13 protein-coding genes and 2 tRNA genes are annotated in these 12,677 nt (G+C 60.4%); 5 read left to right on the forward strand and 10 right to left on the reverse strand.

All coding sequences use genetic code 11. The annotated features are described in order from the left end of the window. The first annotated feature begins 78 nt into the window (after window positions 1-78). Both TSA66_RS24855 and arfB read left to right on the forward strand, forming a co-directional pair. Entirely contained in the window at window positions 79-306 is a 228-nt protein-coding gene (locus tag TSA66_RS24855) for a hypothetical protein (RefSeq protein ID WP_040041968.1), read from the forward strand. 53 nt (window positions 307-359) lie between these two features. After that, a complete protein-coding gene (gene arfB / locus TSA66_RS24860) occupies window positions 360-761 on the forward strand; it encodes an alternative ribosome rescue aminoacyl-tRNA hydrolase ArfB (RefSeq protein WP_040041969.1) in 402 nt (133 codons plus the stop codon). Between the two features lie 103 nt (window positions 762-864). On the opposite strand, the gene TSA66_RS24865 is transcribed toward arfB, so the two are convergent. The 9 genes from TSA66_RS24865 to TSA66_RS24905 all read right to left on the reverse strand — a co-directional run bounded on the left by TSA66_RS24865 (window position 865) and on the right by TSA66_RS24905 (window position 8,646). Further along, window positions 865-1,464 carry a DVUA0089 family protein gene (locus tag TSA66_RS24865; protein WP_040041970.1) on the reverse strand — a complete coding sequence of 200 codons (600 nt, stop codon included), beginning with the start codon at window positions 1,462-1,464 and terminating at the stop codon, window positions 865-867. Window positions 1,465-1,704: 240 nt separating this feature from the next. Then, a tRNA-Thr gene (locus TSA66_RS24870) sits at window positions 1,705-1,779 on the reverse strand. Window positions 1,780-1,893: 114 nt separating this feature from the next. Further along, window positions 1,894-1,969 (reverse strand) — tRNA-Lys (locus TSA66_RS24875). Window positions 1,970-2,071: 102 nt separating this feature from the next. Then, window positions 2,072-3,853, reverse strand: a complete 1,782-nt coding sequence (locus TSA66_RS24880) for a GspE/PulE family protein (RefSeq protein WP_040041971.1) — start codon at window positions 3,851-3,853, stop codon at window positions 2,072-2,074. Beyond that, on the reverse strand, window positions 3,850-4,683 hold the full coding sequence (locus tag TSA66_RS24885) for a spermine/spermidine synthase domain-containing protein (RefSeq protein ID WP_040041972.1): 834 nt from the start codon (window positions 4,681-4,683) through the stop codon (window positions 3,850-3,852). The genes TSA66_RS24880 and TSA66_RS24885 overlap by 4 nt, the downstream gene beginning before the upstream one ends. 156 nt (window positions 4,684-4,839) lie before the next feature. Further along, window positions 4,840-6,729 carry a sensor histidine kinase gene (locus tag TSA66_RS24890; RefSeq protein WP_040041973.1) on the reverse strand — a complete coding sequence of 630 codons (1,890 nt, stop codon included), beginning with the start codon at window positions 6,727-6,729 and terminating at the stop codon, window positions 4,840-4,842. Then, window positions 6,695-7,372: a response regulator gene (locus TSA66_RS24895; RefSeq protein ID WP_040041974.1), complete on the reverse strand. Its 678-nt coding sequence runs from the start codon at window positions 7,370-7,372 to the stop codon at window positions 6,695-6,697. Before TSA66_RS24895 ends, TSA66_RS24890 begins: the two co-directional genes overlap by 35 nt. A 54-nt stretch (window positions 7,373-7,426) precedes the next feature. Further along, the gene (locus tag TSA66_RS24900; RefSeq protein ID WP_040041975.1) at window positions 7,427-7,930 is read right to left on the reverse strand and encodes a DNA-deoxyinosine glycosylase; all 504 of its coding nucleotides are present in this window, start codon (window positions 7,928-7,930) and stop codon (window positions 7,427-7,429) included. A gap of 131 nt (window positions 7,931-8,061) precedes the next feature. Further along, window positions 8,062-8,646 (reverse strand): TetR/AcrR family transcriptional regulator, encoded by a 585-nt coding sequence (locus TSA66_RS24905; RefSeq protein ID WP_040041976.1) that lies wholly within the window; start codon window positions 8,644-8,646, stop codon window positions 8,062-8,064. A gap of 145 nt (window positions 8,647-8,791) precedes the next feature. Between TSA66_RS24905 and TSA66_RS24910 the strand changes: the two genes are divergently transcribed. From TSA66_RS24910 to TSA66_RS24920, 3 genes are read left to right on the forward strand one after another with little or no spacing between them, the layout of a single operon-like run. Beyond that, window positions 8,792-9,226: a hotdog fold domain-containing protein gene (locus TSA66_RS24910; protein ID WP_040041977.1), complete on the forward strand. Its 435-nt coding sequence runs from the start codon at window positions 8,792-8,794 to the stop codon at window positions 9,224-9,226. A gap of 24 nt (window positions 9,227-9,250) precedes the next feature. Continuing rightward, a complete protein-coding gene (locus tag TSA66_RS24915; RefSeq protein WP_040041978.1) occupies window positions 9,251-9,577 on the forward strand; it encodes a DUF1330 domain-containing protein in 327 nt (108 codons plus the stop codon). Between the two features lie 51 nt (window positions 9,578-9,628). Continuing rightward, complete coding sequence (locus TSA66_RS24920; protein ID WP_040041979.1) at window positions 9,629-10,543, forward strand: alpha/beta hydrolase family protein; 915 nt, start codon at window positions 9,629-9,631, stop codon at window positions 10,541-10,543. A 170-nt stretch (window positions 10,544-10,713) separates the two neighbouring features. Here the strand turns inward: TSA66_RS24920 and htpG are convergent, their stop codons facing one another. Further along, window positions 10,714-12,627 carry a molecular chaperone HtpG gene (gene htpG / locus TSA66_RS24925; RefSeq protein WP_040041980.1) on the reverse strand — a complete coding sequence of 638 codons (1,914 nt, stop codon included), beginning with the start codon at window positions 12,625-12,627 and terminating at the stop codon, window positions 10,714-10,716. Between the last annotated feature and the right edge of the window lie 50 nt (window positions 12,628-12,677).

Raw genomic sequence — 12,677 nt, forward strand, 5'->3', positions numbered from 1 at the left:
CCATGTTGCCCCGCAGACGATGTGTAGAAAACGTCAAGTTCGGCGATAATACGGCCTTTTTCGGCACGTGGAGGACGCATGGACGTTGGCGGAATATCTTCTGTTTCAAACTACCTGCAACAGATCGTCGAAATCCGCAAGCAGCAAAGCGAGGTGGATGCCCAAGTCGCGGAGTCCATGCGTCGCGTGCGGCAGCAGGTGGTGGACCAGGGCTTGCAAGACGGTAACAAGCAGGCGGAACGCATCAACGAAATCAAGCGCACGGGGCTTCAGCCGCACGGCGGCAGCATTGACGTCTGGGCATGAGGTCTTGACCGGGCGCATTTGCAACGGCGGGCAAAGCGGTCTAGGCTGATCGTATGCACACCCCGCTCCTGTCCGAGAACGAAGTCGAATTCACCGCCATTCGCGCGCAAGGCGCTGGCGGGCAGAACGTCAACAAGGTCTCGAGCGCAATTCACCTGCGCTTCGACATCCACGCCTCAAGCCTGCCGGAACCGCTCAAGGAGCGCTTGCTCGCCCTGAACGACCAGCGTATCACCAGAGAAGGCGTGGTGATCATCAAGGCGCAAGCCCACCGCAGCCGGGAAAAGAACAAGGAAGAAGCCTTGCAGCGCCTGCGCGAACTGGTGGCAAGCATTGCCGTGCCCCCGCGCCGGCGGCGACCCACGAAACCGACCTTCGGCTCGCAGAAAGAGCGTCTTGAAAGGAAAAAGCTGCATGGCCGGACCAAACTCTTGCGCGGCAAGATACAGGAGTGATCTTTCAAGCGCGCTCGGGCGGCGTCATGCCGATGCGAGCCTTCAAAAAACAAGCGGCCCCGAAGAACGGGGCCGTTTGCGCATCTATTGACGCAATCAGGAATTAAGCCGAGGGCTTTTGCTTGCGCAGCCTTGCCAGGCCGGCCAGGCCAATGCCGAGCAAGGCCAGGCTTGCCGGTTCGGGAACCTGGCTGGGGCTATTCGGATTGCTGGCGCTCGACACGCCGTCCAGCCTGACGCTCCACGCGGTGCCCATATTGCAGTGGCTATACGGCTGGCACCAATCGCTCATCGGGATCGGTGTCTGACTGTCATAGGCAAAGCCGTTGGCAATGTTGCCACCCAAGGCGAAATTGCGATACGTGGCGACCGTGAAAAAGTAGGTGCCGGCATCAAGCGACGCAATGTTAAAGCCGGAGTCGTAATAGGTTTGCGTGGCTGGGTCGACGCTGGGATTGTCGTCGTTCTGACTGATCAGTGCGCCCGTCGTTGCGTTCCACAACGCGGTGATCGGATCGAAGTTGGTGCCACCCATGAAGGAATCCGTCCATACACGAATGTTCGTGGCAGCGGAGTCGAGGGTGAACGTCGTCGTGACGACGTCATTATGGTTGGCGATATTGCCAGTGAAATGGAAGGTGGCGGCGCTGGCGGCAGTGGAAACGGTGGCCAGGGCGGCAACCAGGATTTTTTTACTAAGCATAAATGAGCTCCCTGTTGTAAATAAATTAACGGAGCGACATTAAAGCAAACGGTGGGCCAGGAAACTATTTTTCTTTGACATCAATAACTTAGGCTCGCAAAGCTATCTTGCCGGACGCGATTTGTAAGATTTGTCGACGTGAAATTTAATAGAGGGAAACTACATTCAGCCATGACTGCGAGAGTAACTTGTTGTCATGTACGAAGGCGGCTGCAAGGGGAAAAGCGCTTGTATGGCTGGTGGTGCCCATGGGCAGGATTGAACTGCCGACCTCTCCCTTACCAAGGAAGTGCTCTGCCACTGAGCTACATGGGCCGAATCTGCCTGCATCCGCTTTCCAGGTCGGGCGCGCGATGGTGTCAGGTGTGCGGGAAAATACGTGCAACAAAAAGCCCGGTTATATGAACCGGGCTCGATGCTGGAATTCGTTGGTGGGTCGTGAGTGGCTCGAACACTCGACCTACGGATTAAGAGTCCGCTGCTCTACCAACTGAGCTAACGACCCAACGAGGCCGTGATTATATCAACTTTGCGCTCAACATGTGAGGGGTCTTTGGAAAAAAATCACGATTTTTCCCTATGAGGCGGCAGAGAAGATTATGTCGCGTTACGTCAGCGCCGACGTCACCTTCAAGACTTCATCGGCCGTCGTCATGCCCTCCACGATTTTAAGCGCCCCGGCCACGTGCAGCGGCTTCATGCCGTCGGCCACGCTTTGCTGCTTCAACGCATGGATATCGGATTCCTGCTTGATCAGCTTGGAAAAGGTTTGCGACACGCTCAGCAATTCATACAGGCCAGTGCGGCCGCGGTAGCCAGTGTGGCGGCATTCCGGGCAGCCGACCGGGCGGTAGACGACGGCGGGCTTCGGAATCGGCCAGCCTTCGGTCAGGCTGTTCCAGACATCATCGTTAAGTTCACCGCCGGGCTTCTTGCAATCCGGGCAAAGCGTGCGTACCAGGCGCTGCGCCATAATGCCGATCAGCGTTGCTTCCAGCAGGTAGTAGGGTACGCCGAGTTCAAGTAGGCGCATCACCGCCGAAGGTGCGTCGTTGGTGTGCAGGGTGGAAAACACGAGATGGCCGGTCAAGGCAGCCTGGATCGCCATCTCGGCCGTTTCCAGGTCGCGGATTTCGCCCACCATGATGATGTCCGGGTCCTGCCGCATCAGTGAGCGCACGCCGTCGGCGAACGACAGGTCGATACCGTGCTGCACCTGCATCTGGTTGAACGACGCTTCCACCATTTCGATCGGGTCTTCGACCGTGCAGACATTGACTTCCGGTGTCGCAAGCGCCTTTAAGGTGGTGTACAGCGTGGTGGTCTTGCCCGAGCCGGTGGGGCCGGTGACGAGGATGATGCCGTGCGGGCGCGCGGTCAGTTCATCCCAGCGCCGGGCGTCATCGGGCGGAAAGCCCAGTTCCGGCAAGGTCTTGACCACGACGTCCGGGTCGAAAATGCGCATCACCAGCTTTTCGCCGAAGGCGGTCGGCAGCGTCGACAGGCGCAGCTCGATTTCCTGGCCGCCGGCAGTGCGTGTCTTGATGCGGCCATCCTGCGGGCGCCGCCGCTCGATCACATCCATGCGGCCGAGCAGCTTGATGCGGGCTGTCATGGCGATCATGACCGTGGCTGGCACCTGGTATACCTGATGCAGGATGCCGTCGATGCGGAATCGAATGAGCCCAAGCTCGCGTTTCGGTTCCAGGTGGATGTCGGAAGCGCGCTGCTCGAACGCGTACTGCCACAGCCAGTCGACGATGTTGATGATGTGCTGGTCGTTGGCGTCGAGCTGCTTGTCGCTCTTGCCCAGTTCCACCAGCTGCTCGAAGTTGTTGCGCAGGGACAGGTCGTGGCTGCCCGATTTGTTGGCGCCCTTGATCGACTTGGCCAGCGTGAAGAACTGAGACGTGTATTGCGCGATATCGAGCGGGTTGGCCATGACCAGCTTCACGCTGCGGCGCGTGATCTTGGCGATTTCCGCTTCCCATTCGGTAATGAACGGCTCGGCGGTCGCGACCACGACTTCGGTCAGCGTCAGTTCCACCGGCAGGATGTTGAAGCGCGCCGCGTAGGTGGCGGACATCACGTCGGCCACGCGCGTGAAGTCGATTCTGAGCGGATCGATGCGGAAGAACGGCAGGTGCGCCTTGCCGGCCACCCATTCCGACAGCCAGTCGAGCGTGAGCGGCTTGTGCGGCGCCAGCGCCGACTGCAGCTTGCACTGGGCAACGGCGGTAAGCGGGTGGGTGGCGATGCCGGCGTTCTTGAGCAGCGCCTGCGCCTGGTTGTACGCCGCCTTGGCATTGGCCTTGTCGATCACGCCGTCGGCCATCAGCCAAGTAAAGATTTGCTGCAGGTCGAGCGGTTTGGAAGCGGCTTTTGTCATGACGATTGTCCCAGGTGCCAGGCTTTCAGGCCATTGACCCAGGACTTGGCCGGCAGCTTGGTGGTTGCGGTAATCTCGGCGGCGCGCTCGTACAGGAACTGGAAATCAAGCGGGAGCGCGTTCCTGGATGCGATCGCGATGACGTTTCCCTGATGGACTTCCGGCAGGCACAGCACCTGGCCGAATGCGTAGCGCATCGCCTTCAGGTTCTTGGCATAGCTCGGATGGTCGCCGAACAGGTTGACCGTCATGATGCCGTGCTCGGACAGGCAGGCCGCGCAGGCCGCGTAGAATTCCGGCGTGTCGAGCACCGGGCCACGCGCGGTGGCGTCGTACAGGTCGACTTGCAGCGCGTCGATGGTGCCGCAGTGCGCGTCGTCGGTGACGAAGTCCATCGCATCCATTTCCAGCACCGACAGGCGGTCGTCGTCCGGCGGCAGCTTGAACATGCTGCGGCCGATCGCGATGACGGACGGATTCAATTCGACGGCGGTCACGCGCGCCTGCTCGAAGCGGCGATAGCAGAATTTGGTCAGCGCACCGGTACCGAGACCGAGCTGCACGATATGGCGCGGCTGGTCGTTGAACAGCATCCAGCTCATCATTTGTTGCGCATACTCCAGTTCGATCCAGTCGGGCTTGCGGATACGCATCGCGCCCTGGATCCATTCGGTACCAAAGTGCAGGTAGCGCACGCCGTCTTCTTCGGATAGCGTGACCGGCGCGTATTTCGGCTTGCGCGGGGGCTTGGGCGCATCCGCATTGGGGTGCTTGCCGGGGCCTGCTTTCCGGTTGGCTTGTGCTTCGATGGATTTGCGTTTGATGAGCATGGAACGAGGGATTCAGTCGCAGTGGTGCGGCAATTTTACCGAATGATGTTGTTCCGTACGGCTAAATTTTCCTGGGGTATCGCGCCTGGGCGTGCCATGTTTGCAATATCCGCGCATCCCTCAGCTCGTGGCAGCGGCGTTTGCGGCACGATGCGCTCATGCCGCGAGCGGGGACGCGCTGACGTCACATAGCGGAAGATCGAGCCGGATTGCCGTTCCTGGCGACAGATGCGCGATATCGAGTGTCGCGCCGATTTTTTGCGCGCGCGACTGCATGTTTCTCAAGCCGCGCCCGCTGTGCGCGCCGGAGTCGGTAAAGCCGACGCCGTCGTCCGCGATCCTGATGCGCAGCGCATCGGCCGAAAAATCAAGGGCGACGTCGACATTCCTGGCCTGCGCATGCTTGAGCACGTTGGTCAGGGCTTCCTGCAGAATCCGCAGAATCTGCAGTCCGGCGTGCGGGGCGATTTCGAATGTATCCGGCAAATCACGGTTGCGCCATGTCAGGTTCAGGCCGAGCGCCTTGAATCTCGCTTCCATGCGGAACCGCAGGCTGCCCAATGCCGGTAATAAATCGGGATCGTCGGGCGACAAGGAATCGATTGCCAGCCGCATGTCGTCCAGGCATTCCTGCAGCAGCGCGATCATGTCGTCTTGCGTTGCTGCGCCACGCTGCGCCATGACCAGTGTCGATAACAACTGCGATCCGACACCGTCATGCATGTCTTGCATGATCCGTTGCCGTTCCTCGGCCGCCGCATGGTTGCGCTCTAGATTGCGCAGCTGTTCGTAGCTGGCGGCCAGCGCCGTTTCCCGTTCGGCCACGCGCAGGGCCAGCTGTTCCTGGATAGACTCGGCCTGCTTCAGCGAGGCGATGAAGCGCTCCAGCAGGACGCAGCCCATTACCAGTAGAAAGGCCGGAATTCCCAGGTGCAGCATGTAATACTCCGGCAAGTGGAACAATCCGAGCTGCACCGCATAATCATGCAGCGACAGCGCCAGAGCGATCAAGATCGCAAAAACCATCGCCACGCCCGATGGCGTCGGTCGCCGGGCAGTGAAGATCACCAGGCGCGCGATCGCGTAGGTCGTGAAGGGCAGGAAGCCGGCCGTCCAGTATGTGTCCATGATCATCCGGATGGGTGTGCCGACCAGCAGGAACAGGAGCGACCCGCCAATCCAGTACGCCAGCAGGAACTGCGTGAGGCGAGGTTTTCCGGAGCGGCTGAATTTCAGCAGGAAGAGGGTAATGCAGACGATGAACCCGGACGTCGTCAGATAATAGAAGAAGCGCCACAGCACCCAGTACTCCATCGGCACCACGGGAAGACGGAAGATGAACGTGCGCAGCCCCCAGAACAGAACGCATACGCCGAATTTCCCGTAAAGCACTTCCTGTCGCCGGCGCAGCCAGACCACGAGAATGAAGGCGCCGCAAAGCAGGCAGACGATGGCGGAGATTTCGGTGCTCGTATTTTCCCAGAACAGGCTCTGATCGTACGATTCGCGCAATGGCCGCTCCGGGCCGATCTCGAATTCGCCGAAACTGGTCAGGGGCTCGCGAATCGCAAACCGCACCGCGATTTCATTGTCGCCGTCGCGCAGCGATAGCGGCGGGATGAAAAACAGGTGCGGGCGAAACCAGCGCACTTGATAGGACGGATCGGCGCTTCGGATCTCGCCGATCTGAACGCCATTGACGTAAATGGCGCCGCCGCTGCGCAGCTTGGGGAAGTACAGCCAGAGCGGCTGCGTGGCATCGGCGGGCGTGAAGGCTGCCTTGTACCAGTAGCCCACCAGGTCACGGTCGACCGGCTTCGGCACGCGGTGGGGCAGCGCCGCGGCTTGCCAGCCGGCGTCGGCGGCCGGCAGGACAGCGGCGTCCGAGACGATGAACTGGGCTTGCCGGACGTGGATCACTTCCTGGCGGTTGGCGGCGTGGGCCATGACCGAATGCAGCCCAAGCAAGACCAGCAGCGTGCGCAGGAAAAAGGCGGCGAAGCGGCAGGCGCTACAGTTGAATAAGGCCCAGCTTGGTCGCTTCATAGACTGCTTCTCCCCGTGAATGCACTGCCAGCTTGCGATAGATGTTTTTGACGTGGCCGGCAACTGTATGGGCGGAGATGAAGTGGGCTTCCCCGATTTCCCGCAGGCTCAGCCCCTTGGCAAGCGCCCGCAGGACTTCGAGTTCGCGCTCGGTCATGGCTGTATCGGCCTCGTCCGTATGCGCGCGTGCCGGCTGCGCGCCATGCGCGGCGCCGGTGTGTTTTCGCTGAAACCGCTGCAGGATCTTGCGCGCGATGACCGGGCTGATCGGCGCGCCGCCGTTGCGCAATTCATGGATACAGGCGGTGATTTCGGCCGGCGAGCTGTCTTTCAGCACATATCCGGTGGCGCCGGCTTCGATGCTGGACAGGACATGTGCGTCGTCGCCGAACACGGTGACGACCATGACGTCGCAATCGGGATGCGTTTTCAGCGCATGCTTGATGACCTCGATTCCGCTCATGTCCGGCAAGCCGAGGTCGATCAGATAGACATCGGCGCGCTGGCGATCGATCAGCGCCAGGCCTTCGGCACCATTGACGGCGGCGCCGGCCAGCTCACACTCGGCATCGGACTGGATAATTTCGCAAAAGCGCGCCAGGAATTCCGGGTTGTCCTCGACGACTGCGACGGTGGTTGCCATACTCGATCTACTCTGGTTCCGATGGAAAACGGCGTGCGCCGCATTCCGGTAATTTTAGTTCTGACACGCCACAAATTCCCGTAACGCTTGCCAGGCCCGTAGTTTATCCGCATAGGCCAGCGTATAGGCAGGACTGCTCGATGGCAGCTTGATGATCCGGTATCGAGTTGCCTCCTCTTTCAGCGCCTTCAATCCGATACGAGCCGCAGTGCCACCATTGAAGGCGATGGCGGCCAGCCGCGGCAGTCGGCCAATCAAACCGACGAGATCGTTATGCGCATGATCGCGGATCTTGCTGTCGAGGCTGCCCTCGCGATGCGCCTCGGCCACGACATCCCACAGGCCGATGCCATTGGCAAGCAGGACCTGCAGCCGGGCTGGATAGGGCAATGCCGACAAATCCGCGCCGACGGCGGACGACACCAGCTGCCAGAACCGGTTGTGCGGATTGGCATAGTATTGGCCGTGCAGCAGCGACACTTCGCCCGGCAGGCTGCCCAGGATCAGGATGCGCGTGTTGTCGTCGACAACAGGATCGAAACTGCGCTTGCGAGTCATTTTCCGTGTCAGGGCTTTCCGTTCAAGGACATGTAAGGCATGACGCCTGTTCTCGTCGAACGGCCGCCAGGCACGCTATTGTAATCTTGCCGAAGCCCGGGGAGCGGCCGACGGACGGCGTGCCGTTCCGGTTACGGCTTCACCGCGTTCCAAGCAGCTTCCGCGAAGATTTCCCGAAATGCCTTGATGTCGGTCCTGGCGCGCCCGGACAGCCACAGCCGCGCATAGTCGTGGGCCGGGCCGATGATCAGCGACGAAAAGCACTCGCCCGGCAGCTTTTTGAGCTGGCCGTTTTCCAGGTGCGGCTGGAACCAGCGCCGCACTTCGGCCAGCTTCACCCTGGTCTGGCTTTCCAGTTCTTCCGCCATATTGCTTTTCACCAGCGCGCCGCGGCTGTACAGGACGAAGCGCGCCTTGTCCGGATTGGCCGATATCCAGTCGCTGTACGCATAGACCAGCGCCTTTACGCCTTCCTCCGCGCTGTTGGCCGCGCTCAATAACGACTGCTGGTAGGCGTTGTGTTCGGCCAGCGCATCGGCATACAGCGTGGCGGCGATGCTCTCCTTGCTGCCGAAATGATGGTACATGCTGCCCACGCTCGCTTGTGAGCGCTCCCGGATCATGTCGATCGTGGTGGCTTCGATGCCGTTTTCGTTGAAGCAGGCGAGCGCCGCATCGAGGATTTCCTGCTTCCTGCTTTTCTTGATGGCTGTCATGGCAAGATAGTCGTTTGACTAGAATTATATTCTAGAATAATATTCTGATCAGCTTTGCTGGCAAAGCGGCACCTTAGCGCAGGAAATGCGCCGAGGTAAAGGAGCATCGGGCGGCAGCCTGTTTTCACCACACAAGGAGGGCAGCATGAATCAGGTATTGGGGATGTTTCAGCACATGGGCAACCAGGCGTTCAGCAAGGCGGTCACAGGCTTTGCGCCGTATTTTTCAACCATCGAGCCGACATTTACGGAACTGCGGCCAGGCTATGCGGAGGTCACTTTCGCCAACCGTCGCGAAGTCCATAACCACCTCGGCACGGTGCATGCGATTGCGCTGTGCAATGCCGCCGAGCTGGCGGCGGGCACCATGACGACGGTCTCGATCCCGGAAGGGCGGCAATGGATCCCGGTTGGCATGACGGTGCAATACCTGGCCAAGGCCAGGACCGACATGCGCGTGGTCGCCAACGGCGAAAGCGTGCAGTGGGACCGGACCGGCAATGTCGAGGTGCCGGTCGACGCATTCGACACGGAAGGCAAGCGCGTCTTCACCGCCGCCATTACGATGAATCTCAAGTAGTCGCTCTCGCCATCGGAGGCCCTCATGCATCAGACGAAGTACTACGCTGTCGCCGAAATCGATATCGTCGATGCCGGCTGGATTCCGGATTACGTGCGGGAGGTAACGAGGCTGGTTGAACAGCATGGCGGGCGTTATCTCGCCCGCACGGCGGATATCGAGAAAGTGGAAGGCGAGCGCAGCGCGCCCGGTATCTTCCTCATCATCGAATGGCCGTCGCGCGACGCGGCGATGACGTTCTACGAAAGCGATGCATACCGGCCGTACCGCGAGAGCCGCTGGCAGGGGGCGCGAAGCGAATTCGCGCTCGTCGCCGGCGAAGATGCGGGCAAGGCAGCACGGATGGGCTAGGCGCCATCCACAGTTTGCCGGTCACCGATCAATTTTTATCTGGAGCTGACGATGGAAGCGATCACCATCAACACCAAGGATGGCTACACGCTTGCCGCCAACAGGATTGCGCCGGCGGCTGCCGCCAAGGCAGTCATCGTGCTGCCGCCCGCCATGGGCGTGAAGCAGGATTTCTATTTTCCCTTCGCCCGCTTTCTCGCGCAGCAGGGCTTCGCAGTGCTGACCTTCGACTATCGCGGCATGGGCGCGTCGAGGCCGGCGCATCACTCGCGTTCGCTGCGCGGCTTTAAGGCTGATCTGTTCGACTGGGCCGAACGCGACTACAACGCCGCACTGCGGTTCGCCAAGGCATGGCAGGGCGAGGCGCCGCTGCTGGTGGTCGGCCACTCGCTCGGCGGCCAGTTGCCGGGGCTGGTGCCGGACAACCATCTGATCGACGGCATCGTCACCGTCGCCTGCGGCAGCGGCTACTGGCGCGACAACGCGCTGCCGACAAAACGCGTCGTTTGGATCATGTGGCATTTCGCGGTGCCGCTATTTACCCGCCTGTGCGGCTATTTCCCGGGCAAGAAGCTGAGAATGGTCGGCGACTTGCCCAAGGGCGTGATTTATCAATGGTCGCGCTGGTGCCAGAGCGCGCACTATGTGATCGACGACGCGGGCAAGCCGATCCGCTCCGGCTACGAGCGGATCCGCGTGCCGATGCTCGCGCTGAGTTTTACCGACGATGAAATGATGAGCCGGCGCAGCATCGACAGTCTGCTTAATTTCTACCGGAATGCGGGCGTCGAGCATCGCCGTATCGCGCCGCGGGACGTGAATGCGAAACGTATCGGCCACTTCGGGTTCTTCCGCCCGCAATTCCAGCCGACGCTGTGGAGTCAGGCAATGAATTGGATGGAGCAATGCATACAGCAGCGGGCGGCGCAGCCTCCGGCGCGGACTGTGGCAAACGGTAACGCATAGACAGGGAACTGCCTCTGTAGCCCGGGGCAGCGTAACGACTTCACGCACGCCAGCGCTGTCAGCAATGCGCCGGAAATAAGCCTTCGCCTCGCGCCCTTCCCCTTGCAATTGGCAATAAAAAACCGCTGCGCACCATCAGCGCGCAGCGGTTTCTTTCCGGAGCAATCGGCTTACTTGCTCACCATCCCCAGTAGCATGTCGTTGAGGCGCTTGACGAACCCGGCCGGGTCGGCCAGCGCGCCGCCTTCGGCCAGCATTGCCTGGTCGAACAGGATATTCGCCCAGTCGTCGAACTTCGCTTCTTCGTACTTCAGGCGCTGTACCAGCGGATGATCCGGGTTGATTTCGAGGATAGGCTTGGATTCCGGCGCATTCTGGCCGGCTGCCTTCAGCATGCGGACCAGGTTGCCAGACAGTTCGTTCTCGTCCGCCACCAGGCAGGCCGGCGAATCGGTCAGGCGGAAGGTGACGCGCACTTCCTTGGCCTTGGGCTCCAGCGCCTTCTTCATCTTCTCGACCAGATCTTTGTACTGGCTCTCGGTTTCTTCATGCTGCTTCTTCTCGGATTCGTCTTCCAGCTTGCCGAGGTCGAGATCGCCTTTGGCCACCGACACCAGTTCCTTGCCTTCGACTTCCTGCAGGAAGGACAGCATCCATTCGTCGACGCGGTCCGTCATCAACAGCACTTCGACGCCTTTCTTGCGGAAGATTTCCAGGTGCGGGCTGTTCTTCGCGGCCGCGTAGGAGTCGGCCGTGATGTAGTAAATCTTGTCCTGGCCTTCCTTCATGCGGCCGATGTAGTCGTCGAACGACACGGTTTGCGCGTCACTGTCGTTGATGGTGGAAGCGAAGCGCAGCAGCTTGGCGATGCGGTCCTTGTTGGCCTGGTCTTCGCCGATGCCTTCCTTGAGCACCTGGCCGAATTCGGTCCAGAAGGTGGCGTACTTGTCCTTCTGTTCCTGCTCCTCGCCGTTTGCCAGTTCTTCCAGGAGGCCCAGCACGCGCTTGGTCGAGCCTTCGCGGATCACGCGGATATCGCGCGACTCCTGCAGGATTTCGCGGGAAACGTTGAGTGGCAGGTCGGACGAGTCGATCACGCCCTTCACGAAGCGCAGGTAGACCGGCATCAGCTGCTCGGCGTCGTCCATGATGAACACGCGCTTGACGTACAGCTTGATGCCGCCGCGCTTGTTGCGGTCCCACAGGTCGAACGGCGCGCGCGCCGGAATGTACAGCAGCTGGATGTATTCGCTGCGGCCTTCCACCCGGTTGTGGGTGTGCGCCAGCGGTGCTTCGAAATCGTGCGAGACGTGCTTGTAAAACTCGGTGTACTGCTCCGGTGTGATGTCGGACTTGTTGCGGGTCCACAACGCGCTGGCCTGGTTGATCGTTTCGAACTCGTCCTTGATGACGGTTTCCTTCTTCTCGTCGTCCCATTCCTCCTTTTGCATCAGGATCGGCAGCGAGATGTGGTCGGAATACTTGCGGATGGTCGACTTCAACTTCCAGTTCGACAGGAATTCGTCTTCGCCCTCGCGCAGGTGCAGGATGATGTCGGTGCCGCGCGTGCCTTTCTCGATCTGCTCGACGGAAAAGTCGCCTTCGCCCGCCGATTCCCAGCGCACGCCCTGATCTGCCGGCAGGCCGGCGCGGCGGCTCTCAACCGTGATCCGGTCGGCGACGATGAAGGCAGAGTAGAAGCCGACGCCGAACTGGCCGATCAGCGCCGCATCCTTTTGCTGGTCGCCCGACAGTTTCGAGAAGAATTCCTTAGTGCCGGACTTGGCGATGGTGCCGAGGTGCTCGATCGCTTCCTCGCGGCTCATGCCGATGCCGTTGTCGGAAATGGTGATGGTGCGCGCTTGCTTGTCGAAGGTGACGCGGATCTTCAGCTCCGGGTCATTTTCGAACAGGGCGGCGTTGTTGATCGCTTCGAAGCGCAGCTTGTCGGCGGCGTCGGAGGCGTTGGAAATCAACTCGCGCAGGAAAATTTCCTTGTTCGAGTACAAGGAGTGAATCATCAAGTGCAGCAGTTGCTTGACTTCTGCCTGAAAACCCAGGGTTTGCTTTTCGGATGCAGCCATTTTTACCTCAAGAGTCGATGAACATAACGTTTTTGCCATATTGGGGAGGT

It is taken from the genome of Noviherbaspirillum autotrophicum, assembly GCF_000818395.1.
Lineage (GTDB): Bacteria > Pseudomonadota > Gammaproteobacteria > Burkholderiales > Burkholderiaceae_D > Noviherbaspirillum > Noviherbaspirillum autotrophicum.